The sequence below is a fragment of the Streptomyces sp. 4F14 genome (genome assembly GCF_048159485.1).
Classification (GTDB): domain Bacteria; phylum Actinomycetota; class Actinomycetes; order Streptomycetales; family Streptomycetaceae; genus Streptomyces.
This window is the reverse complement of record NZ_JBLRVY010000016.1, coordinates 181,297-199,328: the sequence shown is the minus strand read 5'-3', so window position 1 is coordinate 199,328 and position 18,032 is coordinate 181,297. Positions and strand designations below refer to the sequence as shown.

Genomic DNA, 18,032 nt, shown 5'->3' with positions numbered 1-18,032 from the left:
CTCCTACAGTGCACAGCAAGCGCTTTCTTGACCTGTTCATGCCCTTGTTGCCGCTATGGATCAGGAGTGCCACGTGCCGGACGGACCCCTGTGGACCCGCAAGTCGTTCCTGCTCGGCATGGCCGCGGCCGGCACCGCCCCGCTGCTCCCGACGGCCGCCGAGGCGGCCCCCGCGCGGCCCGACTTCCCCCTGGTGACCGGCGGCCGGGCCACCGACCTGTACGTCTCCCCCTCGGAGGACCCGGCGGTGCTCCGCGCGGCCGGTGACCTCCAGGCCGACATCGAGCGGGTCAGCGGCGTCCGGCCCCGTCTCCTCCAGGCGCTCCCCGAGCGCGCCGAGCACCTCGTCGTCATCGCCACCGCACCGGACCAGGCCCGCTGGGAAGCCTCGGTGACCCGGGTCGTCGACCGGCCGTTCCCGGGTGTCGGCCGCGCGCTGACCATCACCGGCAGCGACCGGCGCGGCACGATCTACGGCGTGTACGACACGTCGGAGCGCATCGGCGTCTCCCCCTGGTACTGGTGGGCCGACGTCCCGATCGCCCGCCGCGACACCGTGACCGTGCCCGCGCGGACCTTCGAGCGGCGCGAACCGAGCGTCCGCTACCGGGGGATCTTCATCAACGACGAGCAGAACATGACGACGTGGTCGCACCGCACCCAGGAGCCGGACAAGAACATCGGGCCGCGTACCTACGAGCGGGTCTTCGAGCTGCTGCTGCGCCTGAAGGCCAACTACCTGTGGCCCGCGATGCATCCGTACTCAGACTTCTTCAACAAGCACGCGCAGAACCCGGAGTTGGCCGACCGGTACGGCATCGTCGTCGGGTCCAGTCACCCGGAGGCCATGCTGCGCAACGGAGTTCACGAGTGGGATCCGTGGGCGGCGGAGCACCGCAACGCGGACGGGAGCCTGCCGCTGTACGACTACACCGTCAACCCGGCGGTGATATCGGACTACTGGCGTGCCCGGGCCCGGCAGAACGCGCACTACGAGAGCAGTTGGACGCTGGGGATGCGCGGGCTGCACGACTCTGCACTGGAGACGCGGAACGCGACCACGATCCCGGAGAAGGTCGTGGTGATGAACGACATCATCGCCGACCAGCGGCGCATCCTCGCCGAGGAGGTGGGCGAGCGGGCCGAGCCGCAGATCTTCATCCCGTACAAGGAGGTGCTGGACCTCTACAACGCGGGCGTGCGGGTCCCCGACGACGTCACGCTCATCTGGCCGGACGACAACCACGGCAACATGCGCCAGCTCCCGGACGAGGCGGAGCGTGCCCGTGCCGGCGGGAACGGGATCTACTACCACCTCTCCTACTGGGGGCGCCCGCGCAGCTACCTGTGGCTCGACACCACGCAACTCGCCAAGGTGTGGCAGGAGTTGCGGCGGGTGTACGAGCACCGGGCCGACCGTATGTGGATCTTCAACGTGGGTGACCTCAAGTCCATCGAGACGGGGCTGTCGTTCTGCCTCGACATGGCCTGGGACGTGGACGGGCAGGGGCCCGAGGAGTTCCTCGCGCGGTGGTACGGGCGGCAGTTCGGGCGCGAGCACGCCGTGGAGCTGACCGCGATCCGTACGGAGTACTACCGGCTCGCGGCCGAGCGGCGGCCGGAGTTCATCGACCGGGACGTGTTCTCGACCGTGCATCACGGGGACGAGGCGGGGCGGCGGCTGGACGCGTACGCGGCTCTCCTCGAACGGGTCCGGGCGCTCGGGGCGGGGCTTCCCGAGGTGTACCGGGACGCCTACTTCGAGCTGGTCGAATACCCGGTCCACGGCGCCTGGTTGATGAACCAGAAGTACTACTGGGCCGACCGCAACGCTCTCGCCGTCCGGCAGGGGCGGGGGGCGGGGGTGAACCGGTACGCGGATCTCGCGGAGGCCGCGCACGCCGAGGAGGCGGCGATCACGCGGCGGTACAACACGCAGGTGGCGGGCGGGAAATGGGACGGGATCGTCAATCCGTATCCGTCGCAGATCCCCAAGGCGCCGGGGCGGCCCGCTGTCACGCGGGTCGCGCGGCAGGAGACGTCGGGGCTGGGGGTGGCGGCCGAGGGGAACGACGTCGGAATCGTCCGGCCGCTGTCGTTCGACTCCTCCGATCGGGGGCGGCGGTTCGTCGATGTGTTCAACACCGGGTTCCTGCCGGTGGATTGGGCGGCGGAGGTGAGTGAGCCGTGGGTGCGGGTGAGTGTCGCGGGCGGCAGCGTGGTCGATCAGGTGCGGGTGTGGGTGGAGATCGACTGGGGGCAGGTGCCGGAGGGGATCCACACGCCGAGTGTCTCCTTCACGGGTGCGGGCCGGACCGTCGCCGTTCCGTTGCGGGTGGTCAACTCCCCGTTGCCGGTGCGGGGGTTCGTCGAGGCGCACGGGTATGTGTCCATCGAGGCCGCCCACTTCGACCGGCAGGTGCCGCGCGGGGGTGCCTGCTGGCGGACCGTGCGCGGGCTGGGGCGTCATGGCGCCGCCGTGGAGGCCGTGCCGTCGACAGCCCCCTCGGTCACCGAGGAGGTGGCCACCCGCTCCCCCGAACTCCGTTACCGCGTCCACTTCGTGTCCGCCGGGACCTTCCCCGTGACCGTCTTCCGGCTGCCCTCGCTCGACGAGCGCGGCAAGCGGCGGCTGGCCGTCGCCCTGGACGATCAGCCGCCGGTCGTGCTGACGGGGCAGGCCGTCGCCACCGGCAACCGGGGTGACGCGTGGGCCCGCAACGTCGAGGAGGGGGTCGAGAAGCTGACCGCCACGGTCGTCGTCGGGGCGCCGGGGGAACACGTGCTGCGCCTGTTCATGGTGGATGCCGCGATCGCCGTCGACCAGATCGTCATCGGTACGGGCGGGGCGGTGCCGGGGTATCTGGCGCCGCCCGAGAGCGCGCGCGGCAGGTGACGGAGCGGCGGGCACCGGTGGCGTGGATCGTCGCCTCCGGTGCCCGCCGTCTTCCCTGGTTACACCGAGACCGGCTCCACGGCCGGTGCCGTGTGGGCGCGGGTCAGGCCCTTGCGGTCGTACGCCCGGGTGCCGAGCAGGCCCGCGGTCAGGCCGAGGACGAGGGCCACCAGCGAGGCGATCACCGCGCGGCCCAGGCCGCCGTCCCAGGTCGCGCCGTAGTAGAGGACCGAGCGGACGCCGACGTACGCCTGGTGGACGGGTTCGAAGCCGGCGAGGAAGCGGATGAACGGCGGGAGGGCCTCCAGCGGGGTGGTACCGCCGGAGCTGGGGACCGCGAGGACGACGAACAGCAGGAGGCTGATCACCATGCCGAGGCCGCCGAGCAGCGCCAGGATCGCCTGGGCGACCACGGCGACGGCGGCGATGACGAGGACGCCGAGGAGCCAGAGCTGCCAGGGGTGGTCCAGGGGCATGCCGAGCCAGGCGGCGATGCCCAGGTAGGCGGTGGAGACGACGACCGCGAGGCCGCCCATGAGCGCCCACTTGACCAGCAGCGTGGCCTGGCGGCTGTGGCCGGAGTGCTCGGCCATGCGGTAGACCGGGCCCCACTCCAGGGGGATGAAGCCGAGCTGCGCGTCGACGAGGTTGGCGACGATGACGGAGCCGGTGAATCCGGCGAGGACGAGCAGCAGGGCGTAGTAGAAGGCGGAGAGGCCGTTGCCCGTGCCGGCCGGGACGGGTTCGTACGGGGTGGTGTGGACGTCCAGGGGGGCGGCGAGGACGAGGCGGGCGATGCCGGGGGCCTTCGGGGCGGCGGCGAGGAGCTGCTTGCCGATGCTCTCGTTGGCACCCGCGAGGGCCTTGGTGGCGTACGCGTTGACGATGGAGACGCTGGAGGTGTTCGCCAACGGGTTGGTGTACACGGTGACTTGGGGCCGCTGGACGTCCGTGCCGGGGCCGCTCAGGGCACCGAGGCGCTGGGTCAGGTCGGCGGGCAGGACGATCGCCCCGTACAGCTTGCCCTCGCCCATCTGCGCGCGGGCCTCGGTGAGGGTGAGGGTGCGCAGGTCGAACTTGTCGGTGTCGGTGTTCTTGCGCAGGCCCTCGGTGATCTTCGCGCCGGTGTCGCCCCGGTCGGCGTTGACGACGGCGACGGGGAAGCCGTCGAGGTGGTCGGCGGAGTTGACCGTGCTGCCCAGGTACAGCGACGCGAGGGCCGCCATGATCACGGTGACGAGGACGGCGGGGGTGAGCCAGAGCGAGAGCCCCTGCCTCGTGGGGGCCGCCGCGTCGTCGTTGTCGTGCGTCACTGCACCGATTCCCTTCGGGTGACCATTTTGGTTACTAGGTGACCAGGATGGTAACTTGCGGCCATGAAGTCAAATGTGAAACCCACGAGCGAGGAGATCGACCGCGCACTGATCGACGTCGCGGCCTTCGTGTTCGCCCAGCACGGGTTCGCACAGGGGACGGTCCAGGCCATCGCCGACGCCGCCGGGTACTCCAAGGCCGCCGTGCTGAAGCGGTTCGGGTCCAAGGAGCGCATCCAGGACGCCGTCGTCATCCAGGCCGAGGAGGCCGCCGGGACGCTCGCGGGCATCGGCGCCGCCGCTCCCGTCGGGCCCGAGCGCGACGCCGTGCTCGTCGAGGCGCTCGTCCGGATGATCGGGGAGCGGCCGGGGATGGGGGCGCTCGTCGTGGGGGCGTTCTGGCTGACGCGGGAGGCGGAGGTGATGGAGCGGCTCTCGGGGGCGATGCACACGCTGCTGGAGGCGTTCGACCCCGGGGTGTGGGAGGACGAGGAACGCCGGGTGCGGGTGGTGGCCGCGATCGGGGCGGTGACGGCCACGATGATGGCTCGGCGCGAGGAGAAGCGGCCGGACCTGACGGCGATGATCGTGGCGGCGGGGCTCGGAGCACTGGGGCATCCGGCCGGCCGGTAGCGGGCCCCGGGCGCCGTTCGCGCCTGCCGCCGACCGGGCGGTCAGGGTCGGCGGTGTAGCGCAGGACCCGGGCGAGGTCGCCGTCGGCCGCCTTGCGGAACAGCGAGTCGACCTCCTCGGCCGTCGTCTCGCGGCCCACCCGGACGGTCAGGTCGGGCTGCGGGCCGTCCTGGAGGTTCTGGTCCTGCGTGTAGGCGTGGATCGTCGTCATCGTGCCGACCTCGATGCCGAGCGCGTCGTCGAGGACCTTCACCATGGGGGCCAGGCAGTTGGTGGTGCAGGGGGCGTTGGAGACGATCGTGTGCCGCTCGGGGTCGTACAGGCCGGGTCGCGCTCGCTGAGGACCTCGACGACGGTGTCACCGACCCTGATCGAGGAGCCCGCCACGGTGACCGGCCGGGGCAGCGGGCCGTACACGCTGCGCGCGGAAACAGCTGCGGCCCATGCGGCCGAAACCGTTGATTCCCACGGTGATCGTCATCATTGCCGTCCTGATGATCGGGGGCCCCGCTGCATTGGCTGCGCCGGATATTCGTGCTGGTCAAGCGTCGATGCACTCCTCACGCGAAAGGCTGTCTCCGAGTTGCCACGTATGCCTCCAGCTGGGCCAGCGAGGAGGCGATCCCGGCTTCGTGGTCGGCCTGTCCGATGCCGGGCGGTACATCGGTGGCGGTGACCGTCACGCGGGTGCCCTCCGGGGCGGGTGCGAGGTCCCAGGTCATCGTCATGGTGCCCGCGTACACCGGGTCGTCGGACGTGAACACGGCTTGCTGGACGACCTGTTCGGGTGGGACGAGGGCGGTGAAGGAGACGTCCACGACGTCGGTCGCGTCCGAGGTCTTGCCGGGGTCGTCGGTGGCGTCGAGGTAGGTGAGCGTCATCCGGAAGCCCCCGCCGGGGCGGGGGTCCCAGTGCTCGATGTGTCCTCGCATGCCGGCGGGCGGGAGCCAGGTTTCGAGGGCGGCGCGGTCGACGAGGGCGGCGTAGACGGTGTCCGGCGGGGCCGGGACGAGGCGGGCGGCGCGGTCTGTTCTCGGCATGCGGGGGATCGTACTGATGACGGGTCAGTTGCGGCCCGCCATCACCCCGCCGTCGACGTCCCAGACCGCGCCGGTCACCCAGTCGGTCTCCGCGGACAGGAGGAAGGCGACCGTGGCGGCGACGTCGTCGACGGTGCCGGTGCGGCCGAGGGGGTGGAAGGCGTCGAAGCCGTCGAGGGCGGTGTCCAGGTCGGCCTTGGGGATGAACTCCTCGTAGATGGGGGTGCGGACGACTGCGGGGGCGACGGCGTTGACGCGGATGCCGTGGGCGGCGAGTTCCATCGCGAGGTGCTGGGTCAGGGCGTGCAGGCCGGCCTTGGCCATGGAGTACGCGGAGGACGGCGTCGCGGCGACCGCCTGGTGGGCCCACATGGAACCGACGTTGACGACGGCGCCCCGCGCGCCGCGTTCGATCATGTTGGCGGTGACGGTCTGGGTGAGGAAGAAGAAGGCCCGGTTGATGGCCTGGTAGCGGTCGTAGTCGGCGCCGGTGTGGTCGAGGAACGGCCTGGGGGCGAAGACCCCGGCCGCGTTCACCAAGAGGGTGGCGTCGGCGTGCTCCCCGGTGAGGGTGGTGCGCAGGGTCTCGACGGCCGCCGGGTCGGTGAGGTCCGCCGCGAGGCCGTACGCCGTGCCGTGCGCGGACAGTGCGGCGGCGGCCTCGGTGGCGCTCGCCTCGGTACGGCCGGTGACGACGGCTGTGCCTCCGGCGTCGAGGACGTGGCGGGCGACGGCGTGGCCCATGCCGCTGCTGCCACCGATGACGATGGCCTTCCGGCCGGTGAAGTCGGTGCGGGACATGTGGGGCTCCTTCAGATGCGGGGGTTCTCAGGCGTAGGGGTTCAGGACGAGGTAGCCGTCGATGCGGCTGAGCCGGTCCGAGACCGGGTCGTCCGGCAGGGCGTGGCCGAGGTTCTCCGCCCGGACCTCGCCGATCCACTGATCGTGCTGGTACTCGTGGTTGATCAGCGCGGTCAGGAGGTGAGTGGCGACCACGGCCATCTGGCCGGGGGCACCGACCCGGCCCGCGGCGATGTCGCCGATGCGGGCGTGGACGCGTTCGGCGACCGTGTCCCGGAACGCGCCCAGGCGTTGCACGGTGGGCAGGGCGCCGCGGAACTTCTCCGGGTTCGCCGAGTCCATGAGGCCGTCCAGCTCCGGGTCGGGGCTGGGTTCGGCGGCGGTGAGGTTGCGGATCATGAAGTGGGCGACATGGGCCTGGTGGCCGAGGTGCCAGCCGATGGCGCTGGAGTCGTCGTGCGGGCGCCAGGTCACCTCGTCGGGGGTGAGGTCGCGCCACAGGTCGTCGGTGTAGGCGCGGGCGCGGTCGTACTCGCGCAGGAGCGCACCCAGGTCGGGCGGGGTGTCGCGATATGCCATGGTTATGCCTCGCTCGGTCGGCGGGGCGGCGGTTGCCGCTCCGTCCTGCCAAATTAGGCACTCCAGGCGGGATCCGGTAGAGGATCTTGGCGAATCCGGATATAGGCGCTGGATATGGCTAGCGGGCGGCGGCGAGTCCGTCGGCGAGGCGGGTGAGGTCGGCGGCGAGCGGGGAGTCCGCGCTCCAGACGGCCTCGAAGGAGATCTGCACCTCGCGGCCCTCGTCCACCAGGACGCGGTGCGGTACGTCGGGCGAGGAGAGCTTGGAGCGGGGCACCAGCGCGGAGCCGAGGCCGAGCCTCGTCCAGTCCTCCAGGACCTGGTAGCCGGCGGCCTCGCCCTGGTAGGTGCGCAGGGGCAGTTCACGGGAGCGGAAGAGCTGGGTGGTGAAGGTCGTCAGTCCGCAGGTGTCGGGGACGAGGATGAACTGTTCCCGGACGGCGTCCGAGAGTTCGAGCGGGGTGTCCTCGCCGGTCTCGGGGCTGACGACGACGATCGGTTCGACGTCGACGACGCGGTGCTCGAAGCGGGGCATCGCGGCGACGGCCGGGATGAGGATGACGTCCAGTTCCCCGGCGATCAGCCCTTCGCGCAGGTCCCGCATGTTCGCCTCGCGCAGGACGAGGTCGCGGGGCACCGGCAGGTCGCGGACCACGCTGAAGGAGCGGGCGGCCAGGTGGGAGCCGATGAGGGGCGACAGGCCCATACGGATCTTGCGCTCGCCGGGTTCGGTGAGCCGGCGGGCCTCCGCGGTGACCGCGTCGAGGGCGGCCAGGGCCCGGTCGATCAGCGGGAGGATGCGGGCACCGAACGCGGTCTGCGTCACGCCGCGCGGGGAGCGCTCGAAGAGCTTGCCGCCGAGGCGCTCCTCCAGTTTGGCGATGCCGTTGGACAGGGCGGGCTGGGTGACGCCGTACGCACGGGCGGCGGCGCTGAAGGACTTCGTCTCGGCGACGGCCTGCGCGTAGCGGAGCCCTTCCGGGTTGAGGCGGTCGACCATAGCCATGCCTTATCGCTCCATTCACCGGTGTCCCCTACCGGGCGGTTCGTCCGCTGCCTAACGTGGGGTTCCTGTCTGTTGAGCATAACCAACGGCTATAGACCCCACTTATCGGGAAGGATCCCGCCCATGCCCTACGACGTGATCGTGGTCGGCGCCGGTGTGTCCGGGCTGGCCGCGGCCGGGGCGCTGCGTGCCGCCGGGCTCGACGCGGTGTGCCTGGAGGCCCGCGACCGGATCGGCGGGCGGCTGCTGTCCACGCCCGACCACGCCCTGGACCTCGGGGCCACCTGGTTCTGGGACGGCGAGGAGCGGGTCCGGGCCGTGGTGGAGCGCGGCGGCGTCGAGGTGTTCGGCCAGCATCTCGCCGGGGACACGCTCCTCCAGGAGGCGTCCGGGGTCCGGCGGCTGTCCGGCAACCTGGTCGACGTCCCCTCGTACCGTTTCGCCGCCGGGGCCCGCGCTGTCGCCGACGTCCTCGCCGCCGGGGTGGACGTACGGCTGGGCACGCCCGTCAGTGCCGTGCTCCCGGGCGGGGGTGGCGGGCTCCTCGTCCGTACCCCGGCGGGGGAACTGCGGGCCGGGCATGTCGTGCTGGCGGTGCCGCCCGCGCCGGCGGTGGAGCGGATCGACTTCGGGGGCGTGCTGCCCGCCGGGCTGGTACGGCTGGCGCGGGCGACGCCGGTGTGGATGGGGGGCGTCGCGAAGGTCGTCGTCCGGTATCCGGCCGCGTTCTGGCGGGCGGAGGGGCTCGCGGGGGCGGCGGTCAGCAGGACCGGGCCGCTCCAGGAGGTCCACGACATGTCGGGGCCCGGCGGGAGTCCGGCGGCGCTGTTCGGGTTCGCGCACGCGCGGGCGGTGCGGCCGGGGTTCGTGGAGAGTGTCACGGCGCAGTTGGTCCGGCTGTTCGGCCGGGAAGCGGCCCGGCCCGACGCCGTGCATGTGCAGGACTGGAGCGCCGAGCGCTGGACGTCCCCGCCCGGGGTGCACGGCCTCTGCGACTACTCCCTGTTCGGTGACCCCCTCTACCGGCAACCGGCCCTGGACGGCCGCCTCCACTGGGCGTCGACCGAGACCGCCGCCGATCACGCCGGGCACATCGAGGGGGCGCTGTCGGCGGGTGAGCGGGCGGCGCGGGCGATCCTGTCCGTGGTGTCGGGCATCGCCCGCTAGAGGGCGCCGGCCACTCTCAGCGCGCCGTACCCCACAGCCGTGACCAGCGCCGTGGACAGCGCCCCCAGCAGCAGCCCCCGCCTCCCCGTCCGCAGCAGCGACCCGATGCGTACGCCGCTGCCCAGTGCGAAGAGGGCGGCGGTGAACAGGAGGGTGGTGGCCGTCTTCGCCGAGGCCAGGACCGGTGCCGGGACGGTGCCGGTCGTGCGGAGCAGCATGGTCGCCAGGAAGCCGAGGACGAACAGGGGGACGAGTGCGGGGCGGTGGCCCGGGGTGCGCCGGCGGTGCAGTGCGCCCGCCCCAGCGACCATCGGCGCCAGGAGGACGACCCGCGTCAGTTTGACGACGACGGCGACGGCGACGGCGCCGGGGCCCGCCGGGGAGGCCGCCGCGACGACCTGGGCGACTTCGTGGACGGAGATTCCCGCCCAGGCGCCGAGGTGTTCGGGGCTCAGGGCGAGCGCCTGGCCCAGGAACGGCAGGAAGGCGATCGCGGCGCTGCCGTACAGGGTCACGAGCGTGACGGCCGTGGCGACCTCCTCCTTGTCGGTGTCGGTGACGCTGTCCATCGCGGCGATGGCGGAGGCGCCGCAGACGGAGAAGCCGGTCGCGACCATGAGGGTGAGGCCGCGCGGGACGCGCAGGAGCCGGCCGAGCAGGAGGGTGCCGGCGAAGGTGACGAGGACGGTGGCGACGACGGCCGCGACGGTCCCGGCGCCGAGGCCGAGGACCTCGCCGAGCCCGAGTTGCAGGCCGAGCAGGACGACGCCGAGGCGCAGGCATTTGCGCGCCGCCCAGGTCATGCCCTCCCTCGTCTCCTCGGGCAGTACCCCGCCGATCGCGGCCCCGAGGACGACCGCGACGGTGAGTGCGCTCAACTCGGGGACGAGTGTGCCGAGTTGGAACGCCACGGCCGTACCGGTCGCCGCGAGGAGGAGTCCCGGGGTCAGGGTGCGGGCGGGGGCGGTCCGTCCTGTGGTGCTCATGGACCGATCGTCGGCGGGGTGCGGGCGGGCCGGTAGCGGTCACGTCCCTCGCAGGTCATAAGTCCGGTGAATGACTCAGGGGAGGCGTGCGACGACGATCCGGGTGCCCGAGCGGCCGGTGACGGGGACGGTGGCGATGCCGGGGCCGAGGCGGTCGCCGAGGTGGGCGGCCATGACGGTGACCAGGTCGCCGAGGGCCACGCGGTCGAGGATCTCGTCGACGGCGGTGTCGGGGGCGGGCCGGGCGAAGGCGGGGTCCGCCTCGACGTCGGCCATGGTCAGGGCGGCGCGGCCGGCGAGGCGGTGGCCGGCGGGGAGGAAGGCGAGCGGGGGCGCCTCGGTGAGGTGGGTGACGGTCAGCCCGGCGAAGTCGTCGCTCCCGTCGCAGAGGATCGCCGCGTCGGCGGTGCCGTCACGCAGGCTCGCCAGCGGGGTGGGGGTGAACAGGACCTCGACGGGTACGGGGTGCGCGCGCACCCACTCCGTGAGGAGCCCGCCGCCGGTGCCGGGGCGGGTGGCGAGGGTGAGAGGGACGTCGCGGGCCGCGCGCCGGGTGCGGTGGACGGCGGCGTCGAGGGCGTCGAGCGCCTTGCCGGCTTCCTTGAGGAAGACCTCGCCCGCCGGGGTGAGAGCCTGTGTCGCGTCCCCGGTCGGATCAGCGCACGTCGTCTGGTGCGTGCTGTCGCAAGGCGCCGGAGCGTCCGCGTGGCGGAGTCACGTGGGCGTTTCGGCAACGCGGCGAGAGTGCGTGCCAGGCGGCGGGCGCCCGGCCGGGGACGCGACACAGGCTCTCAGGGCGACGTGGCGGCTGGTGCGGGCCAGCAGTCGTACGCCCAGGCGGCGTTCGAGGCGGGCGACGGCGCGGGACAGGGGCGGCTGGGAGATGCCGAGGCGTTCGGCGGCGCGGCCGAAGTGGAGTTCCTCGGCGACGGCGGTGAAGTAGACGAGTTCCCGTGTCTCCAGACGATCCATGCCCTCAGGGTATCGACCCTTGTCGAAGCGGTCATGGCTCCCGGCGGCGGTCGCTTGGTCCACTGAGGGTGTGCGGCCTCCGCCGTATCGCAAGCCGTAGCAAGAGGAGTGTCGTGGACCTGAATCTGACCGCCAGGACAGCGATCGTCACCGGTGCGGGCCGGGGTATCGGGCTGGCCGTCGTGCGGGAGCTGGTGGGCGAGGGGGTGCGGGTCGTCGGGGCCGCGCGGACGATCACGCCGGAGCTGAAGGAGACCGGCGCGTTCGCGGTGTCGGCGGATCTGGCGACGGCCGAGGGGACGCGGGCCCTGGTGGACGCGGCGCTCGCCGAACTGGGCCACGTGGACCTGCTGGTGAACAACGTCGGGGGCGGTGACGAGGCTCCGCCCGGGTTCCGGGAGACGAGCGACGAGCAGTGGCTGCGGGTCCTGGACCTGAATCTGCTGAGCACGGTCCGGGTGACGCGCGCCGCGCTGCCGAGCCTGGTCGAGCGGCGGGGGTCGGTCGTGAACATCTCCTCGGTGTCGGGGCGGATACCGCCCGCCGGGTCGGTCGCGTACAGCGTGGCGAAGGCCGCGGTGACCGCGCTGGGCAAGGCGCTCGCCGAGGAGTTCGGGCCGCTGGGGGTGCGGGTCAACACGGTGTCGCCGGGTGTCGTGCGCACCCCGGCGCTGGAGGATCCGGAGGGGCTCGCCGCGCGGATCGCCGCCGAGGCGGGTCTCGGCTTCGAGGAGTTCCTCGACCGGCTGCCGCAGACGTTCGGGATCACCACCGGCCGCCTCACCGAGCCCCGCGAGGTCGCCGCCCTGGTGGCGTTCCTCCTGTCGGACGCGGCCGGGAACATCACCGGCGCCGATCACCGCGTCGACGGCGGGACCGTCAAGACGGTGTGAGCGACGCGCCGCGGTCCGGGCAGCCGGGCCGCGGCGCCGCGCCCGGTCAGTAGGTGCCGGTGAGGGTGATGGCGAGGTCGGTGATGTTCAGCGGGAACTGGCCGATCGGCGTGACGGTGGCGCTGAGGACGTCGACGCTGTAGAGCGTCGGGGTGCTCGCGCCGTACGGCGTCAGGGAGGCGAAGGCCGCGTTGGCGGTCGTCCTGCCGTTGGTCAGGGTGCTGAACATGTCGAAGCCGGCGTCGAGGTTCGCGTCGAAGCCGAGGAGGCCGGTGGCGACGAGGTTCCCGGCGTTCGGGGGCGACTGGATGACGATCTGGTCGTTGAGGGTGTCGATGTCGACGAGGGTGGTGCCGGTGGAGCCGACGAGGTCGTTGTTGGTGTAGGCGGCGGCGGTCACGCCGAGCGCGTTCGTGGTGGCCGGCGGGATGTTCAGCATGCTGTCGGCGACGGTCGTGTTGTCGTTGAGGTTGTGGCGCAGGTTCTGGCCGTTGTTGCTGAGGATCCTGAGCCGGTCGGCGGCGGGGTTGAAGTCGATGTCGAACACCGTGCCGTACAGGGCGATCTGGAGCTGGGAGACCTTGGTGACGACGACGTCGGTGGTGGCCGGCGGCGTCTTGATGGTGTAGATGCCGCCCTTGTCGCCGAGGCCGTACATGATGCCGTTCTGCGGCCGGTGGTCGATGCCGAGGAGCTTGGTGTCCCCGCTGAGTCCGGTGACGACCCGCACCCAGTCGAGGACCTGGGGCCTGTCGGTGGTGAAGGTGGCCATCAGGGTGCCGTCGCCGGTGATCCCGAAGGCCCGCAGACTGGGTACGGCGGCGGCCCCGGCGGCGGTGCTGCCGGAGGCGGGCGTGCCGGCCAGGAGGGCGCCGGCCACGGACAGGGCGGCGATCAGTGTCGCGGCTCTCTTTCCCGTTCTCATCCTCGTGTTCCTCCCGTTCGAGTGGACCGTGCTGTGACAGGTACGAAAAGGAGGGCGCCCTCGCGGTCCCAATAAAGCGTGCGCCCACCGGCCCGGGCAACCGGATCCGGCGACAACGACGCCCCGCTCCGCGAACTTTGCGCGTCCTGACAAACGCGGGGCCTCCGCACCCTTCACCACTTCACCGTGACTGATAAAGACGGGTCCGGTTTTCTCCTATGTCTCTCCCGCACCCGGTGACATGCTCACGCCCATGGGAAGCCTCTTCGTCGAACTGGCCCGCCAGGCACCCGCCAACGCGCGCCGGGAGGTCGAGGCGTACACCCGCGAGGTCCCGGAGTTCGCCTCCCTCGTCACCGGCACGCGGGCCAGGGCGCAGGCCCTGGAGTACGCGGTGTGGTTCCGCCGCCGCACGATCGACCTCGCCCCGGCCAACGGCCTGCTGACGGACGGGGACCTCGACCACATCGCGTCGATGGGCGAGATGCGGGCCGGCGCGGGCATGTCCCTGGCCTCCCGGCAGCAGGTGCTGCGCGTGCACACCGAACTCATGCTCCGCGAGATCGACGAGGCGACACGGGCCCGCAGCGACGGCAGCCTCGACGAACTCATGAGCGTCATGGGCTGGTTCGCCCCGCAGGGCGAGCGCGGCATCGACGCCTACTGCCGGGGGTTCGTGACGGCGCTGCGCCGGCGGATGCCGTACGTCGCGCAGGTCGCCCTGCTCACCAAGGCGCTGCTGGCCGAGGACCCGGTGGCCAAGGAGCTGGCCCGGGTGGCGGGCGTGCGGCTCGCCGACGCCTACGACGTGACGGTGGTCCGGGTGCCGGACCGTCCCGGTGACGACCGGGACCTGGACGGCGAGGTCGAGGGGCTCGCGCGGGCGCACCGGGTGCCGCTGTGGTGGCGTCCGGCGTCGGCGGGGCGGGGCGGTGAGCTGATCGCGCTGACCGGTCCCGACGACGATGTCGCCGTCCTCGTGCGGGACTTCGCCGAAGCGCTCGGTCACCCCTGTGCCGCCGGGACCGCGGGCGGGCCCGTGCTCACCGACGCCCTGGACCGGGCCCGGCACATCGGCCGGGCGGCGCCGCTGCACCGGGCGCCGGCCCGGCTGCGCCCGCACACCCTCGCCGACGTCTTCGTCGAACTCGCGGTGGCCGACGCCCCGTTCACCGACGCCTGGCTGCGGGAGGTGGCCCGTTCGCTCGCGCCCGGGCCCGACCTCCTGCTGACGCTGGACGCGTACTACCACTGCGACATGAACCGCGCCCTGACCGCGAGCGCCCTCAACGTCCACCCCCGCACCCTCGACTACCGGCTGCGCCGGGTCCGCGAACTCACGGGCCTGGACCCGGCGTCGACGCGGGGTGTGCGGGTGCTGAGCACCGTGGTGACGCGGGGGCTGTCGGGCGCCTGGAGCTGACCGGGGCAAACCTTCCTGATCAGAAGATCACCAACTCTTTGTCCCGAGCAGAACATGTGGACCCGCTGTGAGCACCAAGATCGACAGGCGGCCGTCCTCGACGGCCCGACCCCCCACTCCCAGCGGAGATCTCCATGCACAACAGAACAACGCGCGCACCGGGCAGGCGAGTTGCCCTCGCCGCGGCGGCCGCGCTGGGCCTCGTCGCGCTCGGCGCGGTCCCGGCCCCGGCGTCCCCCACCGCCGTCTCCGGCAGCGCACAGCCCGTCATCGTCCTGCTGCGCGACCAGCACCCGGACCTCTCGCCCCGTACGGACACCGCACGGCGCGCGCGGGCCGTGGCCGGTGACCAGAGCCCGGTCGTGTCGCTGCTCAAGGACACGGGCGCCACGCACGTCGCCCCCATCAGCCTGGTCAACGCGGTCGCGGCGACGGTGAAGCCCGGCGAGCTGGCCCGGATACGCGTCGACCGCGACGTGGCCGCCGTCGTCCCGGACCTCCCGATCGCCCTCCCCCGCCACCCGCACGCGGCCACGGTCTCCCGTACGGCCGCCGCCGCCTCCTGCGCGCAGGGCGCGCAGCCGGTCACCGAGCCGGAGGGGCTGGCCCTGACGAGGACCGACGCCGCGCAGAAGCTGGCCACCGGCAAGGGCGTCAAGGTCGCGTTCATGGCGGACGGGATCGACGTCGACAACCCGGAGTTCGTCCGCCCCGACGGCAGCCGGGTGATCACCGACCACCAGGACTTCACGGGCGGCGGGACCGGCGAGAAGACCGACGGCGCGGAGGCGTTCGGCGACGCCAGCGCCCTCGCGGCGCAGGGCAGCCGTACCTACGACCTCGCGCAGCAGCTGCCGTACGCGAAGCTGCCGAAGGGCTGCGCGTTCCGGATCCGGGGGTTCGCGCCGGACGCGGAGCTGATGAGCCTGAAGGTGTTCGGGGAGAAGCGGGCGGCGACCGCGTCCGGGTTCGTGCGGGCGGTGCAGTACGCCGTCGAGCACCACGCGGACGTGCTGAGCCAGTCGTTCGGCTCGAATCCCTACCCGGACCCGCGGACGGACCCGATCCGGCTCGCGGACCGTGCGGCGGTCGCCGCCGGGACGACGGTGGTGGCCTCCACGGGTGACTCGGGTGTCTCCGGCACGATCGGCTCCCCGGCGAGCGACCCGCAGGTCATCGGCGTGGGCGCCTCGACGGCGACGCGGCTGATGGCGCGCGGCTACGGCTACCCCGGCGGGGTCAGCGACAACATCGCGGCGCTGTCCTCGGGCGGCACGACGATCGACAACAAGCTCGTCGACCTGGTCGCCCCGGGTGCCTACGACTTCGCGGCGTGCACACCGGGCGCCCTGTGGACGGGCTGCACGCTGCCGACGCAGATCTTCGGCGGCACCAGCCAGTCGGCACCCTTCGTGGCGGGCGCGGCGGCCGACGTGGTCCAGGCGTACGAGGCCGCCCACGGCGGCACGCGCCCGGCACCGGCCCTGGTCAAGCGGCTCCTCACCGGCACGGCCACCGACCTGCGGGTCCCCGCCGGCGAACAGGGCTCCGGGCTGCTGAACACGGACGCCGCCGTACGGGCCGCCCGCGCGGCCGGCTCCTCGGCACTGGTCCCCTCGGTGTCGCAGCTGGACCTCACCGGGCGCCCGGGGGCCACGCAGCGCACGACGGTGACGCTGGCGAACACCGCGAACCGGCCCCAGAAGGTCACCCTGTCCTCGCGGACCCTCGGCTCGACGACGTTCGGTGACGCCCGCACCGTCACGGTCGGCGCCCCGCTGGCCGGCACCCCGCAAGGGCGCCTCGCCGTCGAGCCGCTGACCGTGCGCGTCCCGAAGGGCACGCCTCTCCTGGACGTGACCCTGGCCTGGCCCGGCAAGGACAAGCAGGGCTTCCTCGTCCCGGTCGTCTTCGACCCGAAGGGCCGGCTCGTCCAGATCGGGTACGACTACGGCGGCTCCGGTCACAGCAACCACCAGTACGTCGACGTGCACGACCCGGTGCCCGGGAACTGGACCGTGAAGGTCGTCTGGAGCTTCGGCATGGACGGCCTCCAGTGGGCCGACCTGAAGCCCGGCACCTACCGGGGCCCGCTGCACATCCAGATCGCCGGTCACCGCTGGACCACGGCGGGCGTGCCCGCGCAGACCCGGACCGTCCCGGCGGGCGGCAGCGCCTCCTTCCCGGTGTCGGTGCCGTTCCCGCGCACCGCGGGCGACTCGCCGTTCTCCCTCCAGTTCGCCTCGGGCACGACGGCGCTGTCGCTGCCGGTGGCCCGCAGGACGCTGGTCCCGGTCGACCCCGCGAAGAGCACCTCGTTCACCACCCGGATCATCGGCGGCGTGGGCCGGGGTCTCGGGCAGACCGACGGCTACTACCTCGACGTACCGGCGGGCCGGCGCAGCCTGACCGTCGACCTCGCGGGGCAGGACGCGGGGACCGTCCTCACCTACTACCTGGTGAGCCCGCAGCAGCAGATCCTGGCCCGGGACACCAACCTGACCGGGGCGAAGGGGACGACGCCCACCAAGTACGCGAGCCTGACCGTGAACCGGCCCGCCGCGGGGCGCTGGACGCTGATCGTCGCCGTGCCCGACGCCGTCGACGGCAACGCGGTCAGCCGGCAGGTCACCGGTACGGTCCGCCTCGACGCCGTGTCCGTCACCGCCTCCGGTCTGCCGGGCGGCGCTGCCACCGTCCTCAAGCGGGGCAGCGCGGTCAAGGTGGCGGTGAAGGTCACCGACACCGGTCCCGCGAACCGCTCGTACTTCCTGGATCCCCGGCTCGCGGACCCGGCCGACGTGGTCCTCCCCGAGGCCGACGGCACGTCCACGGTCGCGGCGAACGGGGGCGACCCGCTGTCCTGGTGGGTGCCCACGCACACCACGGCGCTGAGGGCGGCGGTCACCGCCGACGTCCCCGTGGACGCGTCGCTCTTCCCGTGGACCGGCTCGCCCCAGGTCCTGGGCACCCGGGGCGCCGACGGCTCGGTCCTGGCGACGAGCACCGCCGGTCAGCTGTCCGGCGGCTCCTGGTACGTCAGCGTCTCCACGCCCGGTCCGTTCACCACCGCCACGGCGCCCGAGGGCACCGCGACGGTGTCGGTGACCGCGACCACGCAGCCCGTGGACCCGGCGGCGAAGGCGTCGACCGGCGTGTTCTGGGACCTCAAGGGCGCCTACACACCGCTCGCCGTGGCCCCCGGCAGGTCGGGCACCATGACGCTGACGCTCACGCCGACCGCTCCCGTCGGCACGGTCGTGCACGGTGTCCTGTACGTGGACACCGACACCCCGCTGAGCGTCGCGAACGGCTCGGAGCTCGTCGGCATCCCGTACACCTACACGGTCGGCTGACTCCCGCTCCCCGGGGCCGGTCCCTCCGCGCGGGGGCCGGCC

At 72.7% G+C, this 18,032-nt stretch carries 14 protein-coding genes and 2 pseudogenes; 6 read left to right on the top strand and 10 right to left on the bottom strand.

What is annotated here, in order from left to right:
- Nucleotides 1-118 precede the first annotated feature (118 nt).
- A complete protein-coding gene (locus ACLZOT_RS27325; RefSeq protein WP_416971755.1) occupies nucleotides 119-2,896 on the top strand; it encodes a glycosyl hydrolase 115 family protein in 2,778 nt (925 codons plus the stop codon).
- 59 nt (nucleotides 2,897-2,955) lie between these two features.
- On the opposite strand, the gene ACLZOT_RS27320 is transcribed toward ACLZOT_RS27325, so the two are convergent.
- Nucleotides 2,956-4,209: a YhgE/Pip domain-containing protein gene (locus ACLZOT_RS27320; RefSeq protein WP_416971731.1), complete on the bottom strand. Its 1,254-nt coding sequence runs from the start codon at nucleotides 4,207-4,209 to the stop codon at nucleotides 2,956-2,958.
- A 75-nt stretch (nucleotides 4,210-4,284) separates the two neighbouring features.
- Here ACLZOT_RS27320 and ACLZOT_RS27315 point away from each other — a divergent pair, with 75 nt between their 5' ends.
- Nucleotides 4,285-4,842 (top strand): TetR/AcrR family transcriptional regulator, encoded by a 558-nt coding sequence (locus tag ACLZOT_RS27315; protein ID WP_416971730.1) that lies wholly within the window; start codon nucleotides 4,285-4,287, stop codon nucleotides 4,840-4,842.
- A 43-nt stretch (nucleotides 4,843-4,885) separates the two neighbouring features.
- On the opposite strand, the pseudogene ACLZOT_RS27310 reads toward ACLZOT_RS27315, so the two are convergent.
- The 5 genes and pseudogenes from ACLZOT_RS27310 to ACLZOT_RS27290 all read right to left on the bottom strand — a co-directional run.
- Nucleotides 4,886-5,323: pseudogene (locus tag ACLZOT_RS27310) on the bottom strand (hypothetical protein); the annotation flags it as partial.
- Between the two features lie 79 nt (nucleotides 5,324-5,402).
- Nucleotides 5,403-5,882 (bottom strand): SRPBCC family protein, encoded by a 480-nt coding sequence (locus ACLZOT_RS27305; protein ID WP_416971729.1) that lies wholly within the window; start codon nucleotides 5,880-5,882, stop codon nucleotides 5,403-5,405.
- A gap of 24 nt (nucleotides 5,883-5,906) precedes the next feature.
- Entirely contained in the window at nucleotides 5,907-6,683 is a 777-nt protein-coding gene (locus ACLZOT_RS27300) for an SDR family NAD(P)-dependent oxidoreductase (protein ID WP_416971728.1), read from the bottom strand.
- 27 nt (nucleotides 6,684-6,710) lie between these two features.
- On the bottom strand, nucleotides 6,711-7,262 hold the full coding sequence (locus ACLZOT_RS27295) for a DinB family protein (protein WP_416971727.1): 552 nt from the start codon (nucleotides 7,260-7,262) through the stop codon (nucleotides 6,711-6,713).
- A gap of 118 nt (nucleotides 7,263-7,380) precedes the next feature.
- The gene (locus ACLZOT_RS27290) at nucleotides 7,381-8,268 is read right to left on the bottom strand and encodes a LysR family transcriptional regulator (RefSeq protein ID WP_416971726.1); all 888 of its coding nucleotides are present in this window, start codon (nucleotides 8,266-8,268) and stop codon (nucleotides 7,381-7,383) included.
- Between the two features lie 123 nt (nucleotides 8,269-8,391).
- Here ACLZOT_RS27290 and ACLZOT_RS27285 point away from each other — a divergent pair, with 123 nt between their 5' ends.
- The gene (locus ACLZOT_RS27285) at nucleotides 8,392-9,435 is read left to right on the top strand and encodes a flavin monoamine oxidase family protein (RefSeq protein WP_416971725.1); all 1,044 of its coding nucleotides are present in this window, start codon (nucleotides 8,392-8,394) and stop codon (nucleotides 9,433-9,435) included.
- Here the strand turns inward: ACLZOT_RS27285 and ACLZOT_RS27280 are convergent.
- The 3 genes and pseudogenes from ACLZOT_RS27280 to ACLZOT_RS27270 all read right to left on the bottom strand — a co-directional run.
- Nucleotides 9,432-10,421 (bottom strand): YeiH family protein, encoded by a 990-nt coding sequence (locus tag ACLZOT_RS27280; RefSeq protein ID WP_416971724.1) that lies wholly within the window; start codon nucleotides 10,419-10,421, stop codon nucleotides 9,432-9,434. The two genes, ACLZOT_RS27285 and ACLZOT_RS27280, sit on opposite strands and share 4 nt — an antisense overlap.
- Before the next feature lie 75 nt (nucleotides 10,422-10,496).
- Nucleotides 10,497-10,898, bottom strand: a complete 402-nt coding sequence (locus ACLZOT_RS27275) for a LysR substrate-binding domain-containing protein (RefSeq protein ID WP_416971723.1) — start codon at nucleotides 10,896-10,898, stop codon at nucleotides 10,497-10,499.
- A gap of 315 nt (nucleotides 10,899-11,213) precedes the next feature.
- A pseudogene (locus ACLZOT_RS27270) lies at nucleotides 11,214-11,393 on the bottom strand (LysR family transcriptional regulator); the annotation flags it as partial.
- Nucleotides 11,394-11,506: 113 nt separating this feature from the next.
- Here ACLZOT_RS27270 and ACLZOT_RS27265 point away from each other — a divergent pair.
- Nucleotides 11,507-12,286, top strand: coding sequence for an oxidoreductase (locus tag ACLZOT_RS27265; RefSeq protein ID WP_416971722.1), 780 nt, complete (start codon nucleotides 11,507-11,509; stop codon nucleotides 12,284-12,286).
- A gap of 46 nt (nucleotides 12,287-12,332) precedes the next feature.
- On the opposite strand, the gene ACLZOT_RS27260 is transcribed toward ACLZOT_RS27265, so the two are convergent.
- Entirely contained in the window at nucleotides 12,333-13,211 is an 879-nt protein-coding gene (locus tag ACLZOT_RS27260; protein ID WP_416971721.1) for a DUF4394 domain-containing protein, read from the bottom strand.
- A gap of 253 nt (nucleotides 13,212-13,464) precedes the next feature.
- Between ACLZOT_RS27260 and ACLZOT_RS27255 the strand changes: the two genes are divergently transcribed.
- Both ACLZOT_RS27255 and ACLZOT_RS27250 read left to right on the top strand, forming a co-directional pair.
- Entirely contained in the window at nucleotides 13,465-14,634 is a 1,170-nt protein-coding gene (locus tag ACLZOT_RS27255) for a PucR family transcriptional regulator (protein WP_416971720.1), read from the top strand.
- A gap of 134 nt (nucleotides 14,635-14,768) precedes the next feature.
- Entirely contained in the window at nucleotides 14,769-17,990 is a 3,222-nt protein-coding gene (locus ACLZOT_RS27250) for a S8 family peptidase (RefSeq protein ID WP_416971719.1), read from the top strand.
- Nucleotides 17,991-18,032 lie beyond the last annotated feature (42 nt).

Bases quoted from the DNA above. Each gene is read 5' to 3' on its own strand.
- ACLZOT_RS27325 (WP_416971755.1), top strand. From the start codon at position 119: ATGGCCGCGGCCGGCACCGCCCCGCTGCTCCCGACGGCCGCCGAGGCG.
- ACLZOT_RS27305 (WP_416971729.1), bottom strand. From the start codon at position 5,882: ATGCCGAGAACAGACCGCGCCGCCCGCCTCGTCCCGGCCCCGCCGGAC.
- ACLZOT_RS27300 (WP_416971728.1), bottom strand. From the start codon at position 6,683: ATGTCCCGCACCGACTTCACCGGCCGGAAGGCCATCGTCATCGGTGGC.
- ACLZOT_RS27295 (WP_416971727.1), bottom strand. From the start codon at position 7,262: ATGGCATATCGCGACACCCCGCCCGACCTGGGTGCGCTCCTGCGCGAG.
- ACLZOT_RS27290 (WP_416971726.1), bottom strand. From the start codon at position 8,268: ATGGCTATGGTCGACCGCCTCAACCCGGAAGGGCTCCGCTACGCGCAG.
- ACLZOT_RS27285 (WP_416971725.1), top strand. From the start codon at position 8,392: ATGCCCTACGACGTGATCGTGGTCGGCGCCGGTGTGTCCGGGCTGGCC.
- ACLZOT_RS27280 (WP_416971724.1), bottom strand. From the start codon at position 10,421: ATGAGCACCACAGGACGGACCGCCCCCGCCCGCACCCTGACCCCGGGA.
- ACLZOT_RS27260 (WP_416971721.1), bottom strand. From the start codon at position 13,211: ATGAGAACGGGAAAGAGAGCCGCGACACTGATCGCCGCCCTGTCCGTG.
- ACLZOT_RS27255 (WP_416971720.1), top strand. From the start codon at position 13,465: ATGGGAAGCCTCTTCGTCGAACTGGCCCGCCAGGCACCCGCCAACGCG.
- ACLZOT_RS27250 (WP_416971719.1), top strand. From the start codon at position 14,769: ATGCACAACAGAACAACGCGCGCACCGGGCAGGCGAGTTGCCCTCGCC.